Source organism: Micromonospora sp. RP3T, from assembly GCF_003027925.1.
Taxonomy (GTDB): domain Bacteria; phylum Actinomycetota; class Actinomycetes; order Mycobacteriales; family Micromonosporaceae; genus Micromonospora.
In genome coordinates, this window is record NZ_PYPS01000022.1 from 41,127 (window position 1) to 66,681 (window position 25,555).

22 protein-coding genes are annotated in these 25,555 nt (G+C 74.4%); 9 read left to right on the plus strand and 13 right to left on the minus strand.

From position 1 onward, the window contains the following. Positions 1-54: 54 nt before the first annotated feature. Positions 55-984 carry a diacylglycerol kinase family protein gene (locus C8054_RS18560; protein WP_107158067.1) on the minus strand — a complete coding sequence of 310 codons (930 nt, stop codon included), beginning with the start codon at positions 982-984 and terminating at the stop codon, positions 55-57. A 10-nt stretch (positions 985-994) separates the two neighbouring features. Beyond that, on the minus strand, positions 995-1,594 hold the full coding sequence (locus tag C8054_RS18565) for a TetR/AcrR family transcriptional regulator (protein WP_107158068.1): 600 nt from the start codon (positions 1,592-1,594) through the stop codon (positions 995-997). Positions 1,595-1,667: 73 nt separating this feature from the next. On the opposite strand from C8054_RS18565, the gene C8054_RS18570 reads away from it, so the two are divergent. Further along, positions 1,668-2,213, plus strand: coding sequence for a hypothetical protein (locus tag C8054_RS18570; RefSeq protein ID WP_107158069.1), 546 nt, complete (start codon positions 1,668-1,670; stop codon positions 2,211-2,213). Positions 2,214-2,264: 51 nt separating this feature from the next. Here C8054_RS18570 and C8054_RS18575 read toward each other — a convergent pair whose 3' ends face one another. Then, positions 2,265-3,035 carry an NAD-dependent protein deacylase gene (locus tag C8054_RS18575; protein WP_107158070.1) on the minus strand — a complete coding sequence of 257 codons (771 nt, stop codon included), beginning with the start codon at positions 3,033-3,035 and terminating at the stop codon, positions 2,265-2,267. Next, on the minus strand, positions 3,032-3,319 hold the full coding sequence (locus C8054_RS18580) for a DUF1905 domain-containing protein (RefSeq protein WP_107158071.1): 288 nt from the start codon (positions 3,317-3,319) through the stop codon (positions 3,032-3,034). Before C8054_RS18580 ends, C8054_RS18575 begins: the two co-directional genes overlap by 4 nt. A 120-nt stretch (positions 3,320-3,439) precedes the next feature. Between C8054_RS18580 and C8054_RS18585 the strand changes: the two genes are divergently transcribed. Then, positions 3,440-4,729, plus strand: a complete 1,290-nt coding sequence (locus tag C8054_RS18585) for a histidine kinase (RefSeq protein ID WP_107158072.1) — start codon at positions 3,440-3,442, stop codon at positions 4,727-4,729. Continuing rightward, the gene (locus C8054_RS18590) at positions 4,717-5,376 is read left to right on the plus strand and encodes a response regulator transcription factor (RefSeq protein ID WP_107158073.1); all 660 of its coding nucleotides are present in this window, start codon (positions 4,717-4,719) and stop codon (positions 5,374-5,376) included. The genes C8054_RS18585 and C8054_RS18590 overlap by 13 nt, the downstream gene beginning before the upstream one ends. Before the next feature lie 4 nt (positions 5,377-5,380). On the opposite strand, the gene C8054_RS18595 is transcribed toward C8054_RS18590, so the two are convergent. After that, positions 5,381-7,009 carry an ABC-F family ATP-binding cassette domain-containing protein gene (locus tag C8054_RS18595; protein ID WP_107158074.1) on the minus strand — a complete coding sequence of 543 codons (1,629 nt, stop codon included), beginning with the start codon at positions 7,007-7,009 and terminating at the stop codon, positions 5,381-5,383. A gap of 219 nt (positions 7,010-7,228) precedes the next feature. Next, a complete protein-coding gene (locus tag C8054_RS18600) occupies positions 7,229-7,534 on the minus strand; it encodes a DUF1330 domain-containing protein (protein WP_107158075.1) in 306 nt (101 codons plus the stop codon). Positions 7,535-7,749: 215 nt separating this feature from the next. Here C8054_RS18600 and C8054_RS18605 point away from each other — a divergent pair, with 215 nt between their 5' ends. Further along, on the plus strand, positions 7,750-8,655 hold the full coding sequence (locus C8054_RS18605) for a hypothetical protein (protein ID WP_233219713.1): 906 nt from the start codon (positions 7,750-7,752) through the stop codon (positions 8,653-8,655). A 9-nt stretch (positions 8,656-8,664) separates the two neighbouring features. Then, positions 8,665-8,997 carry a putative quinol monooxygenase gene (locus tag C8054_RS18610; RefSeq protein WP_107158076.1) on the plus strand — a complete coding sequence of 111 codons (333 nt, stop codon included), beginning with the start codon at positions 8,665-8,667 and terminating at the stop codon, positions 8,995-8,997. A 54-nt stretch (positions 8,998-9,051) separates the two neighbouring features. On the opposite strand, the gene C8054_RS18615 is transcribed toward C8054_RS18610, so the two are convergent. Further along, positions 9,052-9,897: a S1 family peptidase gene (locus C8054_RS18615; RefSeq protein ID WP_107158077.1), complete on the minus strand. Its 846-nt coding sequence runs from the start codon at positions 9,895-9,897 to the stop codon at positions 9,052-9,054. A 408-nt stretch (positions 9,898-10,305) separates the two neighbouring features. Here C8054_RS18615 and C8054_RS18620 point away from each other — a divergent pair, with 408 nt between their 5' ends. Continuing rightward, the gene (locus C8054_RS18620) at positions 10,306-11,748 is read left to right on the plus strand and encodes an endo-1,4-beta-xylanase (RefSeq protein WP_107158078.1); all 1,443 of its coding nucleotides are present in this window, start codon (positions 10,306-10,308) and stop codon (positions 11,746-11,748) included. 111 nt (positions 11,749-11,859) lie between these two features. Here the strand turns inward: C8054_RS18620 and C8054_RS18625 are convergent, their stop codons facing one another. Further along, positions 11,860-13,434, minus strand: coding sequence for a Na+/H+ antiporter (locus C8054_RS18625; protein ID WP_233219714.1), 1,575 nt, complete (start codon positions 13,432-13,434; stop codon positions 11,860-11,862). Between the two features lie 76 nt (positions 13,435-13,510). Next, positions 13,511-14,131 (minus strand): L-threonylcarbamoyladenylate synthase, encoded by a 621-nt coding sequence (locus C8054_RS18630; protein WP_107158079.1) that lies wholly within the window; start codon positions 14,129-14,131, stop codon positions 13,511-13,513. A gap of 96 nt (positions 14,132-14,227) precedes the next feature. On the opposite strand from C8054_RS18630, the gene C8054_RS18635 reads away from it, so the two are divergent. Together C8054_RS18635 and C8054_RS18640 are read left to right on the plus strand one after the other, a co-directional pair. Next, on the plus strand, positions 14,228-14,491 hold the full coding sequence (locus tag C8054_RS18635; protein WP_233219715.1) for a hypothetical protein: 264 nt from the start codon (positions 14,228-14,230) through the stop codon (positions 14,489-14,491). A 246-nt stretch (positions 14,492-14,737) separates the two neighbouring features. Then, positions 14,738-17,770 (plus strand): glycosyl hydrolase, encoded by a 3,033-nt coding sequence (locus C8054_RS18640; RefSeq protein ID WP_107158080.1) that lies wholly within the window; start codon positions 14,738-14,740, stop codon positions 17,768-17,770. Between the two features lie 46 nt (positions 17,771-17,816). Here C8054_RS18640 and C8054_RS18645 read toward each other — a convergent pair whose 3' ends face one another. The 4 genes from C8054_RS18645 to C8054_RS18660 form a co-directional block, all read right to left on the minus strand. Further along, positions 17,817-18,197, minus strand: coding sequence for a VOC family protein (locus tag C8054_RS18645; protein ID WP_107158081.1), 381 nt, complete (start codon positions 18,195-18,197; stop codon positions 17,817-17,819). 45 nt (positions 18,198-18,242) lie between these two features. Continuing rightward, positions 18,243-21,035: an FAD-binding and (Fe-S)-binding domain-containing protein gene (locus C8054_RS18650; RefSeq protein WP_107158082.1), complete on the minus strand. Its 2,793-nt coding sequence runs from the start codon at positions 21,033-21,035 to the stop codon at positions 18,243-18,245. Positions 21,036-21,144: 109 nt separating this feature from the next. Continuing rightward, positions 21,145-21,933 carry a nucleotidyltransferase gene (locus tag C8054_RS18655; RefSeq protein WP_107158083.1) on the minus strand — a complete coding sequence of 263 codons (789 nt, stop codon included), beginning with the start codon at positions 21,931-21,933 and terminating at the stop codon, positions 21,145-21,147. A 43-nt stretch (positions 21,934-21,976) separates the two neighbouring features. Beyond that, entirely contained in the window at positions 21,977-22,894 is a 918-nt protein-coding gene (locus C8054_RS18660) for a diacylglycerol kinase family protein (RefSeq protein WP_107158137.1), read from the minus strand. Positions 22,895-23,325: 431 nt separating this feature from the next. On the opposite strand from C8054_RS18660, the gene C8054_RS18665 reads away from it, so the two are divergent. Continuing rightward, positions 23,326-25,389, plus strand: coding sequence for a M4 family metallopeptidase (locus tag C8054_RS18665; protein WP_107158084.1), 2,064 nt, complete (start codon positions 23,326-23,328; stop codon positions 25,387-25,389). Positions 25,390-25,555: the final 166 nt, after the last annotated feature.

Here is a 25,555-nt window from a genome sequence, read left to right on the forward strand (position 1 = left end):
CGCGTCGCACGCTACTCCCGGCGTCGGCGGCCGGCACGTCGAGGCCGGGCCGGTTCAGTGGTCCGGGCTGTCCGCGGGCGCCATCAGCCGCAGCGCGTTCGGGTCGAGGCCGATGCGCACCGGCGTCCGCCCGTACGGTTCGCCGTCGACCTCGATGCGGGCCGGCGGGTCGGTCTCCAGCCACAGCTGACGCACGGCCAGGAACGGCTCGTCGCGCAGCGTGCGACGCCGGCCGGCCGCCGCGTTGCGGGCCGTGTCGCGCAGCAGCCCGCGTCGGCTCGGCCCACCGACCGGGTACGCGACCAGCAGCCGGTCGTCGGCGTTGGCGTCGGCGGTGATCGGCCGGCCGGCGTGGAAGCCGCCGTTGGCCACGTACACCTGGTGGGTGCGGAAGGCGTGGTCCCGGCCCTCGGCGCGGACCGTCACGCGCAGCGGGCGGTGCCGGGTCAGCAGCCCCAGCGCGGTCAGCGGATAGGCGAGCCGGCCCACGGCGCGCTTCAGCCGGGGCGGCGCGGTCAGCATGATGTCGGCGGACAGCCCGATCCCGACGTGGTTGGTGAACCGGGTGTCGCCGATCAGGCCGAGGTCGACGTCGATCACCTTGCCGTCGGTGAGCACGGCGATCGCCGCGTCGAGGTCGAGCGGGACGCCGACGGTGCGGGCGAAGTTGTTCGTGGTGCCCAGCGGCAGCAGGCCCAGGGCGACGTCGCGGTGGGCGAGCAGCCGGGCCGCCGCGCCGACCGTGCCGTCGCCGCCGCCGGTGACCAGCAGGTCCGGGCCCAGGTCGGCGGCCTCGGCGAGCACCCGGTCCAGCTCGCCGGGCCGGTCCACCGGGTACGCGCCGAGCAGCGTGAACCCGGCCGCGCGCAGGCGCGCGTGGACGGTGTCGTAGAGCCGGCGGCCCCGACGGGAGTGGGCATTGACCACCAACGCCGCCCGCCGTCGTTCCCGGATCGCCGTGGACAGCTCCTGTTTGGTCCGCACGGGTGCGACCCTATCCGCCGACGCCGGTGTCCGGCCTCTCGGCGAGCTGGTCGAGGTGCGCGGCGAGCAGGTCGCGGATCCGGGCCGGCGGCATCCGGTCGGGATGCAGCAACGCGTGCAGCGTGAGGCCGTCGAGCAGGGCGTGCAGCCGGGCGGCGGTGGCCGCGTCGGCCGGGTCCGCGCCGGTGAGCAGCGTGACGGCGAGTTCGGCGGCTCGGCGTACGCCGTCGTCGGCCTCGGTCATCCGCTCGCGGGCGGCGGGGTCGACAGGCACCCGGGCGGCGAGCGACAGCCACACCTCGGCCTCCCGCGCCCGTTGCCGGTCCAGCGGGAGCAGTTCCTCGAGCATCCGTTGGGCGACGTCACGGGGTGTGCCGCTCCAGTGTGCGGCGGTGAACCGCTCGGTCGCCTCGGCCATCACGTGTTCCATGGCGAAGAGCAGCAGCTCGGTCTGGGTGGCGAAGTAGTGCCGCAGCGCGCTGGGCGACCAGCCGGCCTCGGCGGCGATGCTGCGCACCGTGGCGGCGCCGACGCCGTCGCGGTAGACGACCCGCCACATCGCCGCGGCCAGCTCGGCGCGGCGGGCGTCATGGTCGACGATCTTGGGCACGGCCCCTCCGGCGGCGGGTGGACGACTGTTGCTACGGTTGTTGTCGCACAGCGTACTAAAACCTGGAGGCCACGTGCTCATCGGAGTGATCATCGCCTGCGAGGTGGCGTTCTGGCTCTTCCTGGTCGCCGGGCTGGTCGCCCGCTACCCGCTGCGGCGGCCCCGCCTGGGTGCCGCGCTGCTGCTCGCGGTGCCCGCCGTCGACCTCGTGCTGCTGGCCGCCACGATGATCGACCTGCGCGGCGGGGGCACCGCCACGTTCGCGCACGGCCTCGCCGCCGCGTACCTGGGCTTCTCCGTCGCCTTCGGGCACAGCATGGTGCGCTGGGCCGACGAGCGGTTCGCCCACCGGTTCGCCGGCGGCCCGCCGCCGCGCCGGGCCCCCCGCCACGGCTGGGCCCGGGCCCGACACGAGTGGCGGGAGTGGGGCAAGGGCATGCTCGGCTGGGCGGTCGCCTGCGCCGTGCTGCTCGGCGGCGTCGCGCTGGTCGGCGACGCCGAGCGGACCGGGGAGCTGTGGGCCTGGGCCGGCCGGCTCACCCTGGCCATGGCGGCCTGGCTGGTGTTCTGGCCGGTCGCCTACACAGTGTTCCCCAAGCGGGCGCCCCGCGACGCCTGACGCTCACCCCTTGCGGCCGGTGGACGCGATGCCCTCGACGAACCACCTTCCTCAGTCGGCGGGCGCGTCGGGCCAGGCGGCCCGGACCAGCGCCGGCAGCACCTCGCCGGCCGACCCCCGCAGGTTGACCGCGCAGACCGCGTCCAGTGGCGTCGGCACCGGGTTGACCTGCACCACCGGCGCGCCGAGGCGGGCCGCCACCAGCGGGATCTCCGCGGCGGGGTGGACCAGGGCCGAGGTGCCGACGGTGAGCAGCAGGTCGCAGCGGGACGCCGCCTCGACCGCCGCCGCCAACGCCGCCTCGGGCAGCGCCTCACCGAACCACACCACGCCGGGCCGGACCGGCGCGGCGCAGTCGGCACAGGCCGGCGGGTCGAGCGGCCCGGCCGGCTCCCCCGCGTCGTCGGGCAGCGGCGCCGGCCGGGCGCACCCGGAGCAGCGGGGCGCGAACAGGCTGCCGTGCAGGCGGACCGGGGCGACGGCGCCGCCCCGGTCGTGCAGGTCGTCGACGTTCTGCGTGACCACCACGGTGTCCGGCAGCCGCGCCTGGATAGCGGCCACCGCCCGGTGCCCCGGGTTCGGCGCGGCACGGCGCACCCCGTGCCGCCGGCCCTCGTACCAGCCCCAGACCAGGGCCGGGTCGGCGTGGAACGCGGCCGGAGTCGCCAACTGCGCCGGGTCGAAGCGCTGCCAGAGGCCGACCTGCGCGTCCCGGAACGTCGGCACGCCGCTCTCGGCAGACATGCCGGCGCCGGTGAACACCACCGGCCGGGTCGCGGCGGCCAGCAGCCGGGCCGCCGCGGCGAGGTCGCCGGCGCTCACCCGTCCACCGTCAACAGGACGCCCACCCGGTCGCCCAGCTCGATCCGCTCCGCGCGGCGCACCGCCACCTTGAGCGGCAGCACGTAGCGGCCGTCCCTGGGCCACAGCGACGTCCGCCAGCCGGTGGCGCCGATCCGGACGCCGACCGGGACCATGCCCCAGCCGTAGCTGACCGAGGCGGCGGCGGCCGCCAACGCCGCGCACTGCTCGTCGGGCACGGTGACGAAGTGGTAGGGCGCCGGGCCGCGCCAGAACCAGACCTCGCCGCTGAACGCCAGCTCCATCCGGTCAGGATAGGGACGGGGTACGACGCGCCCGGCCCGGCGGGGGTGGGGCCAGCTCCACCCGACAACCGGGGTCTGGAGGGCTGGGCCGGCCGGCCGCCGCCTGGCTAGCGTCAGCCCATGACCGAGGACCGACCGTCGTACCTGGCCGGGGCGTTGCGCCGACGCCGCTACCTGCGCTCCGCCTGGCCGTGGCGGGCCCTGGCGTACGCCGTGACCACCCTGCCGGTCGCCGGCGTGCCGGCGGTGGCGGCGGGCGTGCTCGCCGCGCCGCTGCTGCTGGTGGTGAGCGCGCTGCGGCAGGGCCGGCCGGTCGACGTCCCGGCCCTGGTCGTTCTCACTCTGGTGTCGCTGGCCGGGCTCGCCGTCGCCCCGCTGGTCGGCGCGCCGGTGGCGGCGGTCGAGCGGTGGCGGCTCGGCCTGGTCGACGGCCGGCCGGTACGCGCGCCGGGTCGGCGTGGCCCGGCCGCCCGCTGGACCGGCGCCGCCGCCTGGCGGGAGGTCGCGTACGCCGGCTGGCTGGGCACCGTGGTGCCGGTGGCGTACGGCACGTTCGCGCTGCTGGTGCTCCTCGACGCGGCGCTCGTCGCCGGCCCGTGGCTGGCCGGCGGCGAGGACCGGATCGTGCTGGTCTGGGCCACCGTCGACTCCCCGGCCGGAGCGGTCCCGTACGCGGTCGCCGGGGTGCTCGCCGTGCCGGCCCTGGTCTACCTGGCCGGTCTGCTGGTCGCGGGGCAGGCGGCGGTGGCCCGGTGGCTGCTCGACGACGCGCCCGACGCCACCGCACTGCGCGAGGTGACCCGGTCCCGGGCCCGCCTGATGGGCGCGTACGAGGCGGAACGCCGCCGCGTCGAGCGGGACGTGCACGACGGCGCGCAGCCGCGGCTGACCAGCCTCACGCTCCAGCTCGGGCTGGCCCGCCTCGACGTGCCGGACGACTCGCCGGCGGCGCGACCGCTGGACCTTGCGCACGAGCAGGCCAAGGAGCTGATGGTGACGCTGCGCGGCATCGTGCAGGGCCTCCGCCCGCCGCAGCTCACCGAGCTGGGGCTGGCCCGCGCGGTCGGCGACCTGGCGGCCCGCTCGGTGGTCCCGGTCACCGTCCGCGCGGAGCTGCCCCACCCGGTGCCGGAGCTGGTCGAGACCACCGCCTGGTACGTGGTCTCCGAGGCGCTCGGCAACGTGGCCCGGCACGCCCACGCGACGCACGCGGTGGTGCGGTTGACCCGGACCGGTCACCTGCTGGTGGTGGAGGTCGAGGACGACGGCCGGGGCGGCGCCGACCCGGCGCGGGGCACCGGCCTGACCGGGCTCGCCGACCGGGTGGCCGCGGTGGACGGCAGGTTGCTGCTGGCCAGCCCGGCGGGCGGGCCTACCCTCGTGCGGGTGGAGCTGCCGTGCCGTCCGTGATCCGGGTCGTCCTCGCCGAGGACGAGGTCCTGCTCCGGGAGGGTCTGGTCGGCCTGCTGACCCGGTTCGGGTTCGCGGTGGCCGCCGCTGTCGGTTCCGCCCCGGCGCTGCTCGACGCCGTCCGCACGCACCGGCCCGAGCTGCTGGTGACCGACATCCGGATGCCCCCGGAGCACCGGGACGACGGCCTGCACGCGGCGGTCACGCTGCGCGCGGAGCGGCCGGATCTCGCGGTTGTGGTGCTGAGCCAGCACGTGCAGAGCGGGTACGCGGCGGCGCTGCTGGACAGCGGCGACGGGCGGCGGGTCGGCTACCTGCTCAAGGACCGGGTGGCCGACGTCGCCGAGTTCGCCGACACGCTGCGCCGGGTGGCCGCCGGCGGCACCGCGGTCGACCCGGACGTGGTGCGGCACCTGCTGCGCCGCCCCCGCGACCCGCTCGACGCGCTCTCCCGCCGCGAGCGGGAGGTGCTGGGGCTGGTCGCGGAGGGGCACTCCAACGGCGCGATCGCGGCCCGGCTGCACGTGACCGAGGCGGCGGTCGGCAAGCACGTCGGCAACATCCTGGCCAAGCTGGACCTGCCGCCGGACCAGGACACCCACCGCCGGGTGCTGGCCGTGCTCGCCTACCTGCGCGCCGAGGGTTGACGGGCTACCGCTCCGGGCCGCCGGTCTCGGTCAGGGCGCCGTCGGTCAGCCGCAGCCACCGGTCCACCCCGAGGTCGGCCAGGAACCGCGGGTCGTGGCTGACCACCAGCAGCGCTCCCCGGTAGCCGCCGAGCGCACCCGCCAGCTGGGCGACGCTGTCCAGGTCGAGGTTGTTGGTGGGTTCGTCGAGCAGCAGCAGCTGCGGCGCCGGCTCGGCGTTCAGCACGCAGGCCAGGGTGGCGCGCAGCAGCTCGCCGCCGGAGAGCACGCGGACCGGCAGGTGCACCCGGTCGCCCCGGAACAGGAACCGGGCCAGCAGGTTCATCCGCTCCGCGTCGGCCAGGCCGGGCGCGAAGGCGGCCAGGTTCTCCGCGACCGTACGCGCCGGGTCGAGCAGATCCAGCCGCTGCGACAGGTACGCCACCCGCCCCTCGACCCGGGTGGCGGTCCCGGCGGTCGGCTGCTGGTCGCCGCTGACCAGGCGCAGCAGCGTGGACTTGCCAGCGCCGTTCGCGCCGGTGAGCGCGATCCGCTCCGGCCCCCGGAGGGTCAGGTCGACGCCGTCGAACACCTGACGGCCGGCGTACTCGGCGCGCAGCCGCTCGCCGTGGAAGACGGTCCGGCCGGCCGGCACGGCAGTGTCGGGCAGGTCGATCACGATCTTGTCGTCCTGACGGGCGGACCGGCTGGCCTGGTCCAGCCGGTGCTGCGCGTCACCGACGCGGGCGGCGTGCGTCTCGGCGGCCCGGCCGGCGGAGACCTGGGCGTCCCGTTTCAGGCCACCGGCGACGATCCGGGCCAGCCCGGCGTCGGGCAGGTTGCGGGCGGCCGTGGCGGCGCGGCGGGCGGCGCGTTCCCGGGCCTGCTGGAGTTCGCGCTTCTGCCGCTTGAGGTCCTGCTCGGCGCCGCGGACCTGCCGCTGGGCCACCTCGCGCTCGGCGCGCACGGCCTGCTCGTACGCGGTGAAGTCGCCGCCGTGCCAGCGGAGCCCGTCGGGGGTCAGCGCGGCGATGCGGTCCATCTCGTCCAGCAGCGCCCGGTCGTGGCTGGCCACCAGCAGGCAGCCGGTCCATCCGCGCAGGACCGCCGTCAACCGCTCCCGGGCCGCCTCGTCGAGGTTGTTCGTCGGCTCGTCGAGCAGCAGCACGTCCGGACGCCGCAGCAGTTGCCCGACCAGCCCCAGGGAGATCACCTGACCGCCGCTGAGCGTGCCCAGCCGACGATCCAGGGCCAGCCCGCCGAGGCCGAGGCGGTCCAGCTCGGCGTGGGTGCGCTCCTCGACGTCCCAGTCGTCGCCGACGGCGGTGAAGTGTTCCTCGCGGGCGTCGCCGGCCTCGATGGCGTGCAGCGCGGCGACGGCCCGGTCGACGCCGAGGACCTGGGCGACGGTCTGGTCGACGGCGAAGGGCAGGTGCTGGGGCAGGTAGCCGAGCACGCCCCGGACGGTGACCGCGCCGGCCGTCGGGCGCAGCTCGCCGGCGATGAGCCGCAGCAGGGTGGTCTTGCCGCTGCCGTTGGGCGCCACCAGGCCGGTACGGCCGCCGGGCACGGAGAAGGTCAGGTCGGTGAGGACCGGTGTGTCGTCCGGCCAGGAGAAGAAGAGCGCGGAGCTGACGACGTAGGCGTCGGACATGATCAACCTCAGGAGGGAGAGCCGCGGGCGCGGTGCGCCGGCGTGGACAGGGGACGACGAAGGAGGCCGCGGCGACGGCGCGGGATGCGCGCGTCGGCGGCCGTCCGGGGCTCTCACCCGGAGATGTCGTCGTCACCTGCCATGACCACTCCGATCCTCGACGGAGGAGGTAAACCCTAGCTCACCGGCGGGCCGTCCGGGGCCCGCCGGTGGCGCCGGTCAGGCCGGCCAGGCGTGACCGATCCCGTCGAGCAGCAGAACCACCCCGTCGGTGGCCGCCTCCCGGTCCCGGGAGATCGCCTGGTACTCCGGCGAGGCGGACCAGCGCTCGAAGTCCTCCCGGCTGTCGAAGGACATGAGCACCACCTTGTCGTGCGGCCAGTCGCCCTCCACCACGCGGGGGGCGGTGTCGGCGGCGAGCAGCCGGCCGCCGTGCCGGGCCAGCACCGGGAGGAAGGCGGCGACGTAGCGGTCGTAGCGTGCCCGGTCGTGGACGGTGAGCTGGGCGAGGGCGTAGACGGTCACCGGGTCAGGCTACCGATCGGTAGACGCACCCGATGCCCTCCGTCGGGCCGGCGGTGCGCGGCGACCAACGTCCCGTTTTGTCCGACCGATCGGCGTTGACCTGCGGATACTGGGGACAACGCCTGTCGCATCCGGGAGGGAAGGTGCACGGGATGACCGATCAGGGACATCCACCGGGCCGGCCCGGCGGCCCGGGCACGTGTCCCGTTCCGGCCATGGACGCCGTGCCCGCCTCGGTGTGGCAGGTGCGGGTCCGTACCCGGGTCGACGAGTTGTGCCAGCAACTGTCCGTACTGGGGCCGGCCGCTCCGGAACAGGCCGCCGCGCTGTGCGCCCAACTGTCCGGCGTGGCGGCGACGCTCGGCCGCAGCGGGCCCGTCGAGTGGCTGCGCGGCGCCACCGTGGAGTACGCGTGGCAGACCGTCCACGCGGTGGAGCGGGCCATGGTGGACCTGCGGACACCGACCGAGCTGATCGGCCTGCTGCCGGCGTACCAGGGGGCGGCGGCACGGTTCCTGCGCGCTGACGACAGGGTGTTCACCGACCTCGACCCGGTCCGCGACGCGGCGACACCCGAACTGCTGCGGGCCCGGGTGCAGGCGCTGCTGGTGCGGTACCACTCGGTGTCCGACGACTTCCACGAGTCGGTGCGGCGGCTGCGCAACCGGATGCTGGGGCTGTCGATGTCCGCGCTGACGGCAGAGGCGCTGCTGGTGCTGGTGCAGTGGCGCAACCCCGACCCGCAACTGATCCGGACGCCGACCGACACCGGCGGCGTCCCGCCCTGGCGGCTGCTGTTCTTCGTGCTGCTCGCCGGCGCGCTCGGGGCGTTCGTCAGCGCGTTGCCGTCGATGATCACGTCCCGCTCCGGCGGGCTGCCCTACCGGTTGCCGTTCCAGCAGGGGCTGCTGAAGCTGGCGGTCGGCCCGCTGGTGGCGGTGGTCGGCATCATGCTCGTCGTCGGCGGTCTGGCGAACACCACTGTGGACAGCACCGCCGCGCTGCTGGGCCTGGCCATCGTGTTCGGCGCCGGCCAGCAGGCGGTCACCGCGTTCGCCGACCGGCGGGCTGGCGAGCTGTTGGGGCCGGTGACCAGGGATCGGGGCGTCCGGCCTGGGTAGCCTGGACCCATGATCTTCATCACCGCCAAGTTCCGGGTCCGGCCGTCCGACGCCGACCGCTGGCCGCGGATCGCGGCCGACTTCACCGAGGCGACCCGGGCCGAACCCGGCTGCCTGTGGTTCGACTGGTCCCGCAGCCTGGCCGACCCCACCGAGTACGTGCTGGTCGAGGCGTTCCGCGACGACGAGGCCGGTGCCGCGCACGTGCAGTCGGCACACTTCCGCGAAGCCCAGCGCACGCTGCCGCCGCACCTGGTCGAGACGCCGCGGGTCGTCAACGCGACGGTGCCGCAGCAGGACTGGTCGCGCCTCGGCGAGATGGCCGTGCCGGGCGACGACTGACCCGGGCGCCCGCCGGGCCGGGCGGTCGGTCGGCGCCCGCCCGGCCCGCGCCGGTCACGGGATGCTGAGGCCGTACGCCGCGAGGATCTCCAGGATCGGCTGGTAGTAGCTGGTGCCGCCACTCGTGCAGTTGCCGCTGCCGCCGGAGAGGATCCCGAGCACCGTGCCGGTCGCCGCCACGTAGAGCGGGCCGCCGCTGTCCCCCGGCTCGGCGCAGATGTTCGTGCGGATCAGCCCGGTGACGCTGCCCTCGGCGTAGTTGACTGTCGCGTTCAGCCCGGTGACCGCGCCGCAGCGGACGCCGGTGGTGGCGCCGCTGCGGCAGACCGCCTGCCCGACGTACGCGTTGCCGGCGGCGGAGATGGTCACCTGGCCCGGGTAGGTGTACACGGCACTGGGATGGGTGACCGTGCCGGTGTAGCGGACCACGCCGTAGTCGTTGCCGGGGAAGCTGCTGCCGGTCCGGCTGCCCAGCACCGTGGTGCGGGCGCTGTCGGCGTACCAGGTGGCGCCGAGCGTGGTGCAGTGTCCGGCGGTGACGAAGTACCAGGCGCTGCTGCTGCGGACGTTCACGCCGAGCGAGCAGCGCCCGCCGCCGCTGTAGATCGCCTGGCCGCCGGCGATGAGCGGGCGCAGCCGGCCGGGCTCGTGCCGCAGCACCGCGCCGGATCGGGTGGCGACGCGGCGTACCGCGGCCAGCGCGGCCCCGCGTACCGTGTCGTCGACGGTGACGGCCAGGCGGCCGGTGGCCGGGTCGTGGCCCCAGGCGGTGCCGACGGTGCGCAGCTCGGCGAGCGTCGACGGCGCCGGTGGCGGTGTCGACGCGGCGGCACGGGCGGCGGCCGGGGTGGCGGCCAGCAGGGCGGTGAGGACGAGGACGACGAGCGACGGTCGGCGCATCCGGAGAATCCTTCCATTGGTGGAAGTCGATTCCGTTCAGCATCGACCCCGGCCCGCCGGCGTTCAAGCGCCGCGCCGTCGTCCGGTGCCGGACAGCGGCGCGACCGGGTCGCCCCGGCACGCCCGGCGCCGAAACTTCCGGAGCTGGCACCCCGGTCGGCCGACCGCCCGACCCGTGTCTTCACGCCGTCGGCCGCCGGCTGCGCCGGCAAACTCGGGGATCGACGGCGTTAAGTTTTCGGAACGGTTCCGGTAGGCTGCGGCCAGAGATCTGCTTCGATCGACCCACGGTGGCGGGGAGTCTCTCCCCATCCCGCGCGGCCTCCGGGCGGCCGCGCACGAGCCGACACCGTGACGGGCGGTGGTCGGGGCGACCTCCCCTTCGCCCAAGCTAGGAAAGGCTTTCACATGGACAAGGTGCTCGCCCGCGACAGCGGAAGCGCGGCAGCCCGGTCGCGTCCGCGTGCCGCGGTGGTGTCGATCGTGGCCGGAGCCGCGGCCGTCGCCGCGACGATCGCGGTGGCGACCAGCGCCAGCGCCGGCACGACGCTCGGCGCGTCGGCGGCGGAACAGGGCCGCTACTTCGGCACCGCGGTGGCCGCGTTCAAGCTGTCCGACAGCACGTACGTCGGCATCCTGAACCGCGAGTTCAACATGGTCACGCCGGAGAACGAGATGAAGTGGGACGCCACCGAGCCGTCCCAGAACCAGTTCAACTACACCAGCGCCGACCGGATCGTGGCGCACGCCCAGGCCAACGGCATGCGGGTGCGCGGGCACGCGCTGGCCTGGTACGCGCAGCAGCCGGGCTGGGCGCAGAACCTGTCCGGCACCGCGCTGCGCAACGCCATGGTCAACCACATCACCCAGGTCGCCACGCACTACAAGGGCAAGATCTACGCCTGGGACGTGGTCAACGAGGCGTACGCCGACAGCGGCGGCGGTCGGCGTGACTCCAACCTCCAGCGCACCGGCAACGACTGGATCGAGGTGGCGTTCCGCACCGCCCGCGCCGCCGACCCGGGCGCCAAGCTCTGCTACAACGACTACAACACCGACAACTGGACCTGGGCCAAGACGCAGGGCGTCTACAACATGGTCAAGGACTTCAAGGCCCGCGGTGTGCCGATCGACTGCGTCGGCTTCCAGTCGCACTTCAACAGCGGCTCGCCCTACCCGAGCAACTACCGCACCACGCTGCAGAACTTCGCCGACCTCGGCGTCGACGTGCAGATCACCGAGCTGGACATCGAGGGGTCCGGCAGCGCCCAGGCCACCACGTACGGCAACGTGGTCAAGGACTGCCTGGCCGTGGCGCGCTGCAACGGCATCACGGTCTGGGGCATCCGCGACAGCGACTCGTGGCGGGCCAGCGGCACGCCGCTGCTGTTCGACGGCAACGGCAACAAGAAGGCGGCGTACACGTCGGTGCTCAACGCGCTGAACGCCGGTGGCACCACGCCGCCGACCAGCACGCCGCCGACCACGACGCCGCCGACGAGCACGCCGCCCACCACCACGCCGCCCACGTCGGAGCCGCCGTCGACGCCCCCGCCGGCCGGCGCCTGCACCGCCACGCTGACCACGAACCAGTGGCAGGGCGGCTTCGTCACCACCGTGCGGGTCACCGCCGGGGGCAGCCCGCTCAACGGATGGTCGGTGTCGGTGACGCTGCCCGCCGGCTCGTCGGTCACCAACGCGTGGAGCGCGCAGGCCAGCGGCTCCAGCGGTGCGGTGACGTTCCGCAACGTCGACTACAACCGCCAGGTCGGTGCCGGCGGCAGCACCGAGTTCGGGTTCCAGGGGACGGGCACCGCCCCCGCCGGCACCGCGAGCTGCACCGCCGGCTGATCCCTCCCGCTATCCCCCTCTTTCACGGAAAGAGTGGCTGTCCGGGCCCGGACAGCCACTCTTTCCGTGAATCGGGCGCGGGCGGGGCGGGACCGGGTGTCGACGCGACGGTCAGTCCTCCAGTTCGGGGCCGAGCAGTCGCAGCTCCTCGATGTCGGTGGCCGCCTGGAGTTCCCGCAGTACCGACTCGTCGATCTGGTTGGTGTTGCGCAGCCGGGTCACCGCCTGACGCTTGCGGTCCAGCATCGCCAATTGGAGTCGTCGGGCCAGCTCCCGCTCCCGGTCCGTCGCCTCGTCGCGCGGGTTGCGGACGTCGTCCAGGTGGTCCTGGTAACTGGCGCGGAGCCGCTCCACGGTGTCCGGCGCGACGCCCAGCTCCGCGGCGGTTCCGGGCAGCGCCTCCAGCACCGCCTCGGTGGCCCGGATCCGGGCCACCCGCATCTCGTCCGCGCGTTCCCGGTCACCGGTCAGCCCGGCCCAGCCCACGACCGCGGGCAACGTGGTGCCCTGCACCACCATGATCAGCACGATCACCACCACGGTGACGAAGATGATCAGGTCACGTTCGCGCACCGGCGTGCCGTCGTGCGTGGCCACCGGCACGGCCAGCGCCGCCGCGAGCGAGACCGCGCCCCGGAACCCGGCCCAGCCCGCCGCGGTCCGCATCCGGGCGTCGAAGTGGCGCGACCGCCGCGCCTGGCGCCGGTCCACCCGTTGCAGCGCCGAGACCGACAGGTGCACCCAGGCCAGCCGGGTGACCACGACGACCAGCGCCACCAGCACCGCGATGCCGAACGACGCCGCCGGCGAGTGGCTGGTGATGCTGCGCAGCGAACGCGGCACCTGCATGCCGAGCAGCACGAACAGGCTGCCGTTGATCATGAAGGTGGAGAGGTCCCAGAACGCGTACGCGGTGACCCGGGAGCGGGCCCGGATCACCCGGGGGCCCGCCCACGACAGCAGCAGGCCGGAGACGACCACCGCGAGCACGCCGCTGGCGTGCACCGCGTCGGCGAGCAGGAACGCGACGAACGGGGTCATGATGCTCAGCCCGCCCTCGCGCATCGCGTCGTCGACGTGTTTGCGGATCAGCACGACCAGCCCGCCGACGAGCAGCCCGGCGGCGACCCCGCCCAGCGACTTGCCGACGAACTGCCCGGTCAACGACAGCGCCCCGGGCACCTTCCCGCCCGCGATCACGCCCACCGCCACCGCGAACAGCACCAGCGCCGTACCGTCGTTGACCAGGCTCTCCGCGCGCAGCGTGGTGAGGATGCCCCGCGGCATCCGCTTGGCCAGGCCGGCGACGGCGGCGGCGTCGGTGGGCGCCAGGACCGCGCCGAGCACCCAGGCGGCGGCCGGTTCCACCCCGAGGGCCCGGGTGACGTACGCGACCGCGACCATCGTGATGATCACCAGGGCGACGGCCAGCAGCACGATCACCGCGAGGTTGGCCCGGATCTCCCGGAGGCTGATCACCAGGCTCTCCCGGTAGAGGATCGCCGGCAGGAACAGCACCAGCACCACCTCGGGTTCGAGGACCACGTTCTCGAACGGGGGCAGCAGGCCGAGCAGCGCGCCCATGGCGATCAGCAGCACCGGCGGCGCGACGCTGTACCGGCCGCCGATCGTGGTGCCGACGAGCACGGTGGCGCCGAGCACCCCGATCAGCACGAGTGCGTCCACGCCGTACCCCCGTCGCCGTCCGCCGCCACCACCGTGCCGCACGTCGCGGGCCGGGTGGGGCGGAACGGGCCGATCGCTACTCGAAGCGGGACGGATCGCCGGCGCCCCGGCGCAGGATCTCCGGCTCCGGGCCGGACAGGTCGACCACGGTGGTCGGTTCGAGCCCGCAGTCCCCGGCGTCGACCACGGCCTCGACCAGGTGGTCGAGGCGTTCCTTGATCTCCCAGCCCTGGGTCATCGGCTCCGTCTCACCGGGCAGCAGCAGGGTGCTGGAGAGCAACGGCTCGCCCAGCTCGGCGAGCAGCGCCTGGGTGACGGTGTGCTTCGGCACCCGCGCGCCGACCACCCGCCGGCGCGGGTCCTGCAACCGGCGCGGCACCTCCGAGGTGGCCGGCAACAGGAACGTGTAACTGCCCGGGATCACGGACTTGACCTGCCGGAAGACCGCGTTGCTGAGCTTGACGAACTGACCGAGCTGGGCGAAGTCCGCGCACACCAGCGTGAACGGGTGCCGCTCGTCGAGCCGCCGGATCTCCCGGATCCGCTCTACGCCGGCCCGGTTGCCGAGCCGGCAGCCGAGCGCGTAGCAGGAGTCGGTCGGGTAGACGATCACGCCGTCGGACCGGAGCAGGTCCACCACCTGCCGGATGACCCGGGGTTGGGGGTTGTCCGGATGCAGGTCGTAGTACCGCGCCACGCCGGCCAGCCTATGCCCCGTCCCGATCATCCGCAGGTTTGCCGGGGGCCGGTTCCGGAAACAGGTGGGGGCCGTTCACCACAGGGGGGATCGACCATGTCCGAATCCAGCACCGACCGCGCCGCCGCCCGTCCGGCGGAGGTGACCGACCCACTGCTGTGGGATCTGTCCGTCGCGGTGGCCGACGCGCACCAGCCGGACGCGGAGCGGGCGTGCGCCAGCCCGAGCTGCGCCGGCGCGGCCTGGCCGTGCGCCGCCTGGGACACCGCACAGGCGGGGCTGAGCGCCGCCCGCCCCCGCTCGTCCGCCACCGCCGCCCCACCCACCACCACCCCCCAGCGCCTGGCCCCCGCCGCCTGACCCGCCCCAGGCCCGCAAATTCACGGAAAGAGTGGCTATCCGGTGCCGGATAGCCACTCTTTCCGTGAAAAAGGGGACGCTCGCGGGGGTGTGGGTGAGACGTGAGCGGAGCCGGGAGAGCGCTCTCTTGGGCAACAAAACATTGACGGACGCGTAACCGGAACCTAATCTCGCTTCTCAAGAGAGCGCTCTCTCACCCATCGGACCACCATCCGGACACCACCTTCTCCTCTGAAGGGGACCTCCATGACACTCCCCCTGCGGGACGTCTCCCCCGGCGCCGCACCGCCGCCGACCCCTCACCCGTCCACTCCCCGGCGTCGCCGGGCGATCGCCCTCGCCACCGTGTCCCTGCTGGCGGCCGGCCTGCTCGGGGTCGTGGTCGGCGGTGGCGGCACCGCCACCGCCGGCACCGTCGGCGCGGGCAGCTACACCGAGACGCTGCCGCCCGGGGCCGTGCTGCCCAAGGGCTGCGGCACGGTCAGCACCAACCCCCGCATCTTCGCCACCGCCGACGCGCCGGCCGGCGCGATCCCCACCAACGACTGGTGGTCCTCGCTGATCTGGAAGCGCAACAACTGCGGGACCAGCGAGAACCTCCAGGCCCACCCGCTGGCGTTCAAGGCCGAGAACAACGGGCTCGGGCTGTCCTACACCACCACGCCGGCGATCAGCGGCACCACGACCGGGGTCGGCGAGTACCACTACCCGTACACCGAGGACGTCCGCGTCGGGGTGGCCGGGCTGGCCGCGCCGGTGGTCAAGGCCGCCGACTGGACCGACTGGACCGTCACCGCCGACTGGAGCGACGGCAACCGCAGCATGCGGGCCACCATCGGCCACGGCCTGCCGTTCAGCTACTACACCGTCACCGGCGGCGGCGCCGCGCAGCTCACCGCCACCGCGACGCCGACCGTGTGGCGCAACTCCGGCGCCACCATCGGCTTCACCGTCAACGGCCACGACTACGTCGCGTACGGGCCGACCGGGTCGACCTGGACCGTCAACGGCGCCGGCATCAGCTCCACGCTGGCCGGCAAGGGCTACTTCTCGGTGGCGGTGCTGCCCGGCGGCGCGGACAAGGCCGCCCTGGCCGACACCTACGGCCGGTACGCCCACGCGCACGTCACCGGCACCCGGATGAGCTACGCCTACGACCCGGCGACCGGCTCGGTGCGCACCACGTACGCGTTCACCACCACGCCCCGCGAGGGCACCGAGACGAAGACGGTGGTGGCGCTCTACCCGCACCAGTGGCGCAGCCTCACCGGCGCCACCCCGATCACCCCGACGTACGTCTCGCCCCGCGGCGCCATGCGGGTGCTCGCCGGCGTGCCGTCGTTCACCACCGGCATGCGCTTCACCGGTGTGCTGCCCGAGGTGCCGGCCGTCGGCGACGCCGCCGGCGCGGACCTGAGCACGGTCACCAACTACCTCAACGCCGAGCTGGCCAACCCGGAGGGGATCAGCGGCAAGGACACCTACTGGGCCGGCAAGGGCCTCGGCCGGGCCGCCCGGATCGCCGAGATCGCCGACCAGCTCGGGCTCACCACGGTCCGCGACGCGGCCGTGGCGGCCATGAAGACGCGGCTCACCAACTGGCTCACCGCCGGCTCCGGCGAGACCGGCCAGCTCTTCTACTACGACCGCAACTGGGGCACGCTGATCGGCTACCCCGCCTCGTACGGCTCCGACGAGGACCTCAACGACCACCACTTCCACTACGGCTACTTCGTCGCCGCGGCGGCCACGGTGGCCAAGTTCGACCCCGGCTGGGCCGACAACACCCGCTACGGCGGCATGGTCGACCTGCTCATCCGCGACGCCAACAACTACGACCGGGCCGACGGGCGCTTCCCGTACCTGCGGGACTTCGACATCTACGCCGGCCACGACTGGGCCTCCGGCCTGGCGCCGTTCTTCGCCGGCAACAACCAGGAGTCCTCCTCGGAGGGGATGAACTTCGCCAACGCCCTGATCCAGTGGGGACAGGCCACCGGCAACACCGCCGTCCGGGACGCCGGCGTCTACCTGTGGACCACGCAGTCGGCGGCCATCTCGGAATACTGGTTCGACGTGCACGACGAGAACTTCCCGGCCGGCTTCGGTCACAAGACCGTCGGCATGGTGTGGGGCGACGGCGGCGCGTACGCCACCTGGTTCTCCTCCGCGCCGGAGATGATCCAGGGCATCAACATGCTGCCGATCACCGGCGGACACCTGTACCTGGGCGACCACCCCGAGTACGTCAAGGCCAACTACGCCGAGCTGCTCACCAACAAGAACGGTCCGCCGACGGTGTGGCAGGACATCATCTGGGAGTTCCTGGCGCTCGGCGACGGCGACGAGGCGTTGCGCAACTTCCGGGCCAACAGCACGTTCGCCAGCGAGGAGGGCGAGAGCAAGGCGCACACGTTCCACTGGATCCGCAACCTGGCCGCGCTCGGCAACGTGGACACCACGGTCACCGCGAACCACCCGCTGGCCAAGGTGTTCCGCAAGGGCACCGCACGCACCTACGTGGCGTCGAACATCACCGCCGCGCCGCTGACCGTCACGTTCTCCGACGGCACCCGGCTCACCGTGCCGGCCGGGAAGACCGCCACCTCCGGGGCGTACACCTGGAGCGGCGGCAGCGCCACCGGCGGCGTGACCGTGCCGACCGGTCCCCCGCCGACCGGCACGCCGACGCCGGACCCGACCACCCCGACCCCGGACCCGACCACGCCGACGCCCACCCCGACCACCGCCAGCCCGACGCCGACCAGCCCGAGCCCCAGCCCGAGCCCGAGCACCTCGACGCCGACGCTGGAGCCGACCCGCTACCTGGCCGCCGGCGGCGGGCTGGACGGCACCGCCGGCCCGGCCGGCACGGTCACCGTCGCCGCCGCGAACGGCAACCACGACGGGACGCCGACCAGCCCGCAGGTCTTCACCGCCACCGGGCTGACCGGCACCTACACCGGCGGGACCACCGCCTTCGACCTGGGCGTCGACGCCGGCATCGCGGTCGGCAACGGCGTCCAGGCCCGGATCTCGTACGACCTGACCGGTGACGGCAGCTTCGACCGGGTGGAGACCTACCGGTACTTCGCCACCGACCCGATCGTCGGGTTGGAGCGCTACCGCCAGACCCAGGGCCTGGCCTCGGCCACCGGCACGCTGGGCAACCTGGCCGGTGGCACGGTGAAGGTCGAGGTCTGGAACGCCATCGGCAACAACCCCACCACGGTCGGCACCGGCGACCGCTCGACGATCACCCTGCCCTACTCCCGGTGACCGTGGACCGGCGCCCCGACCCCTCGACGGGTCGGGGCGCCGGCCGTCACGGCCAGCGGCTGGCGGTGGCCTCGAACAGCTCCGGGTCGCTGGCCACCGGGATGACACAGACGAGGTGACCGCCGGGGGCGCGCAGCACGTGGCAGTCCTGCCAGCGGGAGACCGGAGTGGCGCCCAGCGCCCGCAACCGCTCGACCTCGGCGGGCACGTCGTCGGTCTCGATGTCGAGGTGGTGCCGGGGCGTGTCGTCCACTGCCTGCACGGCGGTGACCAGGCCCGGCACCACGTCGGCCAGACCGGTGAACTCGGGCTCCGCCGGATCGGTGCGCGCCTCGGCGCCGAGCGCGGCGGACCAGAACGCGGTGACCTCCCCGGCCGACTCCTTCGGTGCGTCGATGATCAGGGCGTACAGGCGGGACCGATGCATCGCCCGAGCCTAGCCACGGTCACCGATCCCGGCAGCCCCGCCGGATCAGGCGGTCGCCTCGGCCAGCAGCTCCAGCAGGTGCCGGTAGGGCTGCCCGGTGGCCCGCGTCAGGCCGATCTCGCAGGTGCGGTTCACCGAGGCGTACCCGTCGAACGGGCGGGCCGTGACGGCGGCGGCCTCGGCGCGGGTCGCCGACGCGGTCAGCTCCGGGTGCAGCAGCCCCCGGTCGCCGGCGAAGCCGCAGCACTGCCAGCCCTCCGGGACCACCACCTCGTCGGCGACCGCCCGGGCCACCGTGAGCACCGCGTCGTCCAGGCCCAGCCGGACCGACGAGCAGGTCGGGTGCAGCGCCAGCGAGCCGAGCCGGCGGCGCACGGTCAGCCGCGGCAGCAGCGTGGTGGCCGTGAACTCCACCGCGTCGACCACGCGGAGCCCGCCGGCGTCGGCGAGCAGCCGGTCGAAGCCCTCGGTGCAGGAGGCGGCGTCGCTGACCACCGGCAGCGCGCCGTCCCGGCTGGCCGCCCGCAGCACCGTCGGCACCCGGTCCCGCACCGTCCGCCACCCGTCGGTGAGCCCCTTGGACGACCAGGGGGTGCCGCAGCACAGGTCGCCGACGCCGGCCGGCACGAGCAGGCGTACGCCGGCCCGGTCGGCGAGCGCGCGCAGCGCGTCGGCCACGCCGGTCCCGCCCTCGGCGGGTGCGAACAGCGTGCCGAGGCAGGACGGGACGAAGACCGCGTCCGGCTCGTCGGCCGGGTGCGGCCGGCGGGGCGTGCCGCCGCGCGGCAGGTCCCGCCGCCACTGCGGCACCCGCTCGGCGCCCAGCACGGCGCGGGCCGCCCGGGTGGCCGCCTCGGGCAGCACCGGCGGCAACGTGCCGGCCAGGTCCAGCCCACGGGCCATGCCCCGGGTGGTGACGCCCCAACGGCGGGCCGCGCCCCGCCAGCCGGCCCGCGCCGCCCGGCCCTGCTCCTCGGCGCGCAGTCTTTTGACCAGGTCACCGGTGTTGATCAGCACCGGGCAGGCGGTGGCGCACATGCCGTCCACGGCGCACGTCTGCACCGCGTCGTAGTCGTACGCGTCGGTCAACTCCCGGGCCAGCGCGGCGTCGCCGGCGGCCTCGGCGGCGGCGATCTCCCGGCGCAACACGATGCGCTGCCGGGGCGTGGTGGTCAGGTCGCGGCTCGGGCAGACCGGCTCGCAGTAGCCGCACTCGACGCAGCGGTCCACCTCCTCCTCGACGGTCGGCACGGTCTTCAGGTGCCGCAGGTGCACCGTCGGGTCGTCGCTGAGCAGCACGCCCGGGTTGAGCACCCCGTGCGGGTCGCAGAGCGTCTTCAGCTCCCGCATCACGTCGTACAGCTCGTCGCCGAACTGACGGCGCACGTACGGGGCCATCACCCGGCCGGTGCCGTGCTCGGCCTTGAGCGTGCCGCCGTGACCCAGCACCAGGTCGACCAGTTCCTCGGTGAAGTCGGCGTAGCGGGCCGGGGCAGTGCCGTCGGTGAACCGCTCGTTGAGCATGAAGTGCAGGTTGCCGTCCTTGGCGTGCCCGAAGATCACGCTGTCGGCGTAGCGGTGGTGGTCGAACAGGTCGGCCAGCGCCGCGCAGGTGTCGGCGAGCGCCGCCACCGGCACCGCGATGTCCTCCAGCAGCGCGGTGGTGCCGGACGGGCGGGCGCCGGCCACCGCCGCGTACAGCCCCTTGCGGATGTGCCACAGCGCGGCCCGGGCGGCGGGCTCGCCGCTGAGCCGGGCCGGGGTGGTCAGCGGCAGGTCGGCCAGCACCGGCCCGGCGGCGGCGACCCGGTCGGCCAGCGCGTCCGGCGCGGACTCCTGCCACTCCACCAGCAACGCGGCGTGCCCGCGTACGGCCAGGGCGCGCAGCGCGGCGTCCGCCTTCGGGTCGCGCTGGGCCACCCGCAGCGCGACGGCGTCGAGCAGTTCGACCGCCGCCGGCCCGGCGGCCACCAGCGCCGGCATGGCGGCCATCGCCGCGTCGAGGGAGTCGAAGACGAGCAGGCCGGTCGCGGCGTGCCGGTGCGCGGGTACGGTGCGGAACGTCGCGGACGCGACGAACGCGAGCGTGCCCTCGCTGCCCACCACCAGCCGGGTGAGCAGGTCGGCCGCGTCGTCGTGGTCGAGGAACGCGTTGACGCCGTACCCCATGGTGTTCTTCATGGCGAACTGGGCGCGGACCCGGCGCACCGAGTCGGGGTTGTCGCGGACCCGGTCGCGCAGCCGGAGCAGGCCGGCGTGCAGCGCCGGCTCGGTGGCGCGCAACCGGGCGTCGGCGTCCGGGGCGCCGGTGTCCAGCACGGTGCCGCTGGGCAGCACCAGCACCAGCGACTCCAACGTGCGGTAGGTGTTGGCCTCGGTGCCGCAGGTCATGCCGCTGGAGTTGTTGGCGACCACGCCGCCGACCGTGCAGGCGGACTCGCTGGCCGGGTCCGGGCCGAGTTTGCGGCCGTGCGGCGCGAGCCGCGCGTTGACCTGCCGCAGCACCACGCCCGGCTGCACCCGCACCCGCCGCCCGTCGTCGAGCACGGTCAGGTCGCGGAAGTGCCGGCGGACGTCGACGAGCAGCCGGTCGGTGACCGCCTGGCCGCTGAGGCTGGTGCCGCCGGAGCGGAACGTCAGCGGGGTGCCGGTGCGGCGGCTGTGCGTCAGTAGCGCGGCGACCTGGCCGGCGTCGGCCGGGGTGGCCACCGCGCCGGGGTGCAGCAGGTAGTGCGAGGCGTCGTGGGCCAGCCGCAGCCGGTCCGCGGCCCGGGTGCTCACCCCGCCGGGCACCGCCGCCGCCAGCCCGGCCCGGACCGACGCGCTCAACTCTCCCATGATCACCGACCTCCCGACCCCACCCTAGTCCCGTCCCCGGTCCGCCCCGGTCGGTCGGGCGGCGATCATGAGGTTGGCGGCGACGAACCGGACGGCGGCGCCCGCAACCTCATGATCGCCGGGGGTCGCCGTCGGCGGTGAGGCGGGACAGGACGCGGCGCTGGAACGCACGGGCGGCCGGGCCGGTCGGGGGCGGGGCGCCGCGGCGGGCGGCGATCGACGCCCGGATCACCGCGGCGTCCGGGTCGGTGGCGGCCACCCGCAGGCCGGCGTCGACCTTGCCCAGCCAGACCCCGTCGCGGTGGCGCACCAGCGCGCGGCAGGCACCGAGCACCGCGTCCTCGGCGCCCGGCGCCGGCCCGTCGCCGGGCGGCGTGGGCCGCGCCAGCCACCAGCGCAGCGCGTCCACCAGCAACGCCCGCAGCGCCGCCGGGGACGGGTCGGCGAAGACGTCGGCGGCGGGCGCGCCGAGCAGGACCAGGCCGGACTGGTGCAGGATGCTGCGGTCCAGCGCGTACCAGAACCGCCCGTCGGCGGCGGGCCGGTCGGCCGGGTCGAACGTGGCCCGGAACGCCATGGCGGCGCCGGTGTTCAGCTCCACCTCGAAGCCCGGCTCGGGCGTGCCGGAGGCGGCCACGTCCCGCCGGTGGACGACCAGCTCCAGGCCGCGCGCCGGGCAGGGCAGCGCCTCGTGCCGCAGCCGGTCCACCAGCGCCCGCTTCGCGGCGGCCGGGACCGGGCCGGCAACCAGCACCGCCACGTCCACGTCGCTCCGCCCCGGCTGGTAGGCGCCCAGCCCGACCGAACCGGCCGCGTACGCGCCGGTCAGGTCGTCGCCGAGCACGCCGCGGGCCCGCTCGACCAGGTCGGCGAGGTAGTCGCGGACGTCGTCACGCATGCCGGCATCCTGCCCGGGGCGGTCACCGGCGCCCACGGCCGGGTCAGTCCACCGGCTCCGGGCAGCAGACCGTCAGCCCGCCCGGCACCACCTTGACCTTCAGCCGTTTCGCCGTCCCCCGCGCGCCGCCGTCCAGCTCGTACGTCTTCGGCGCGGCGAACCGTACGGTGATCTTCCGACCCCGGGTGATCCGCACGAACGGCGACTCGTCGGAGCGCCCGGCGGCCATCCGCCCCAGCGTCCGGGCCCAGTCCACGGCGCCGCTGGCGGTGGCGACGCCCACCTCGAGCGCGCCGTCGTCGGGCCGGGCGTCGTCGAAGGCCGGGATTCCGCCGGTGATGGTGCCGACGTTGCCGAACAGCACGCAGCTCGCCTCGCCGTCGAACCAGTCGGCGCCGTCCACCCGGACGCGGGTGCGCACGCACTCGCCGCGCACGTGCCGCAGCCCGGTCCAGACGTAGGCGACCCGGCCGAGCCGGCTCTTGAGCCGGCGGTCCGCGTCGCGGATCAGGTCGCCGTCGAACCCGGCGCCGGCCATCACCGCGAAGTGCTCCCCGTTGATCCGGCCGAGGTCCAGCCGGCGACGCGGGCCGTGCAACGCGACCCGGACCGCCTCGGGCAGGTCGGCGGGGATGCCGAGGTTGACGGCGAAGAGGTTGGCGGTGCCGGCGGGCAGGATGCCCATCGGCACGTCGGTGCCGGCCAGCGCGTCGGCACAGCGCTGCACCATGCCGTCGCCGCCCCAGACCAGCACCAGCTCCGCGCCCTCGTCGAGGGCGGCGCGGACCCGCTTCGGCGCCTTGCGGCTCTTCGGCACCTCGTACCAGAGCAGCCGACCGACGCCGGCGCCGACGAGGCGGGCGCGCAACTCGTCCAGGCCGCCGCCGAAGGTCTTCTTCCGGTGTGCCACGACCGCGATCACGCCCGTGCGGGCCGGGCGGTCGGTGGTGCTCGTTCTCATGGCGTCCTCGTACCCGGAGCGCGCCCGGCCCACGCCTGCCGCCGGGACCGGCCCGACCGCACGTCCACGCTGAATCTATGTGCACAGATTGCGTAGAGCGGCAATCCTCGCATCTCAGACCGGCCACCATCCACGGACGACAATGTTCACCCTGATCAGGGGCTATTGAAGATCATGGCTTCCTGAATTCGCGTCGACGGCCGACTGTCCGGCAGGTGTCGGTTGCCCCGGTCACCCATTGCTCCCGGCTCGCGCGCCGTGTGATTGTGCACCCAACGAGCCGCCGACCCCCGACGGCCCGGACGGTCGATCTGTCGACCCGGAGCCACGCCGGCAGCTCCGGTGACCGACCGTCACCCCGCCTCGCACCATCGCGCCGCCCGTCCCCACCGGGCTCCGTGCGGCGCGCCTAGGAACAGGAGCACACCCTCTTGAAGCTCTCACCCCGCCTCGCCGCGCTCACCGGCGCGGCCGCGGCCGGCGTGCTGGCCGCCGGCACCGCCGCGGCCGTGCAGGCCGCGCCCCCCGGGCCCGCCGCCCCGAACCCCGCCCAGGCCCGCGCGACAGCCGCCGACTCGGCCCGCGCGCTGGTCGCGAACCGTCCCGCCTACCTGCAGGCCAGTTCCGACGACGCGTTCGTGCAGCAGCCCGTGATCTCCTCCGAGGGCACCCAGTACGTGCCCTACGAGCGGACCTACCGGGGCCTGCCGGTGGTCGGCGGCGACTTCGTGCTCGCCACCGACGCCGCCGGCAACCTGAAGTACGCCTCGGTCGCCCAGCAGCGGCCGATCGGCGCGCTCGCCACCACCCCCAAGCTGACCTCGGCCGCCGGCGCGAAGACGGCGCGCGCCCAGCTCAAGACCGTCAGCGCGGTCGAGGGCACCACGCTCGTGGTCTACACGCTCGGCGCCAGCCCGACGCTGGCCTGGGAGACCACCGTGCGCGGCACCGGCGCGGACGGCGCCAGCCGGCTCACCGTGGACGTCGACGCCCGCACCGGCGCGGTGCTGCGCAAGCAGGAGCACATCGTCGCGGGCACCGGCACCGGCGCCTGGAACGGGCCCAGCCCGCTGACGCTGAACACCACCCAGTCGGGCAGCACGTACACCATGAAGGACCCGACCGTCACCAACCTCAGCTGCCAGGACGCCGCGAACAACACCACGTTCAGCGGCACCGACGACGCCTGGGGCAACGGCACCGCCACCAACAAGGAGACCGGCTGCGTCGACGCGCTGTTCTCCGCCCAGACCGAGCACAAGATGCTCAGCCAGTGGCTGGGCCGCAACGGCGCCGACGGCAACGGCGGCTACTGGCCGATCCGGGTGGGCCTGAACGACCAGAACGCCTACTACGACGGCACCCAGGTCCAGATCGGCAAGAACACCGCCGGCCAGTGGATCGGCTCGCTCGACGTGGTGGCCCACGAGATCGGCCACGGCATCGACGACCACACCCCCGGTGGCATCTCCGGCGGCGGCACCCAGGAGTTCGTGGCGGACACGTTCGGCGCGGCCACCGAGTGGTTCGCCAACGAGCCGTCCAGCTACGACGCGCCGGACTTCCTGGTCGGCGAGAAGATCAACCTGGTCGGCTCCGGCCCGATCCGGAACATGTACAACCCGGGTGCGCTCGGCGACCCGAACTGCTACTCCAGCAGCGTTCCGGGTGGCGAGGTGCACGCCTCCGCCGGGCCGGGCAACCACTGGTTCTACCTGCTGGCCAACGGCAACAGCCCGACCAACGGGCAGCCGTCCAGCTCGACCTGCAACGGCGGCAGCGTGACCGGCCTGGGCATCCAGAAGGCCATCAAGATCATGTACAACGCGATGCTGCTGAAGACCTCGTCCTCGTCGTACCTGAAGTACCGCACCTGGACGCTGCAGGCGGCGAAGAACCTCTACCCGAGCAGCTGCACCGAGTTCAACACCGTCAAGGCGGCCTGGGACGCGGTCAGCGTGCCGGCACAGTCGGGTGACCCGACCTGCTCCGGCGGCGGCACCCCGACGCCCACGCCGACCACCTCCACCCCGCCGTCGGGCGGCTGCTCCGGCAACAAGCTGGCCAACCCCGGCTTCGAGTCGGGCAACGTGAACTGGAGCGCCTCGTCCGGCGTCATCACCACCGACAGCGGCCAGGCCGCGCACGGCGGCTCGTACAAGGCGTGGCTCGACGGCTACGGCTCCTCGCACACCGACACGCTCAGCCAGTCGGTCAGCATCCCGGCCGGCTGCCGGGCCACACTGAGCTTCTGGCTGCACATCGACAGCGCGGAGTCCACCACGAGCACCGCGTACGACAAGCTGACCGTCAAGGCCGGCAGCACCACGCTGGCGACCTACTCCAACCTGAACAAGGCCACCGGCTACGTGCAGCGGTCCTTCGACATCTCGTCGCTGGCCGGCACCACCGCCACCATCTCGTTCAGCGGCGTGGAGGACGCCTCCCTCCAGACGTCCTTCGTCGTCGACGACACCGCGGTCAACCTGAGCTGACCGCAGCGCGAGCGGCCGGTCGTCCTCCTCGGAGACGGCCGGCCGCTCCGTCGTCTCCGGTGACCGGCCCGCCGCCGATCAGGCGGGACGGGCGGATGGACGGGGCGGGGCGCTGACCGCCGATCAGGCCGGACGGACGGACGAGCGGCACGGGTCAGGCCGGACG

Coding starts and splice junctions, on each gene's coding strand:
- C8054_RS18580 (WP_107158071.1), bottom strand. CDS start 3,319: ATGGAGCTGGCGTTCAGCGGCGAGGTCTGGTTCTGGCGCGGCCCGGCG.
- C8054_RS18585 (WP_107158072.1), top strand. CDS start 3,440: ATGACCGAGGACCGACCGTCGTACCTGGCCGGGGCGTTGCGCCGACGC.
- C8054_RS18595 (WP_107158074.1), bottom strand. CDS start 7,009: ATGTCCGACGCCTACGTCGTCAGCTCCGCGCTCTTCTTCTCCTGGCCG.
- C8054_RS18605 (WP_233219713.1), top strand. CDS start 7,750: ATGGACGCCGTGCCCGCCTCGGTGTGGCAGGTGCGGGTCCGTACCCGG.
- C8054_RS18610 (WP_107158076.1), top strand. CDS start 8,665: ATGATCTTCATCACCGCCAAGTTCCGGGTCCGGCCGTCCGACGCCGAC.
- C8054_RS18615 (WP_107158077.1), bottom strand. CDS start 9,897: ATGCGCCGACCGTCGCTCGTCGTCCTCGTCCTCACCGCCCTGCTGGCC.
- C8054_RS18620 (WP_107158078.1), top strand. CDS start 10,306: ATGGACAAGGTGCTCGCCCGCGACAGCGGAAGCGCGGCAGCCCGGTCG.
- C8054_RS18635 (WP_233219715.1), top strand. CDS start 14,228: ATGTCCGAATCCAGCACCGACCGCGCCGCCGCCCGTCCGGCGGAGGTG.
- C8054_RS18640 (WP_107158080.1), top strand. CDS start 14,738: ATGACACTCCCCCTGCGGGACGTCTCCCCCGGCGCCGCACCGCCGCCG.
- C8054_RS18645 (WP_107158081.1), bottom strand. CDS start 18,197: ATGCATCGGTCCCGCCTGTACGCCCTGATCATCGACGCACCGAAGGAG.
- C8054_RS18650 (WP_107158082.1), bottom strand. CDS start 21,035: ATGGGAGAGTTGAGCGCGTCGGTCCGGGCCGGGCTGGCGGCGGCGGTG.
- C8054_RS18655 (WP_107158083.1), bottom strand. CDS start 21,933: ATGCGTGACGACGTCCGCGACTACCTCGCCGACCTGGTCGAGCGGGCC.
- C8054_RS18660 (WP_107158137.1), bottom strand. CDS start 22,894: ATGAGAACGAGCACCACCGACCGCCCGGCCCGCACGGGCGTGATCGCG.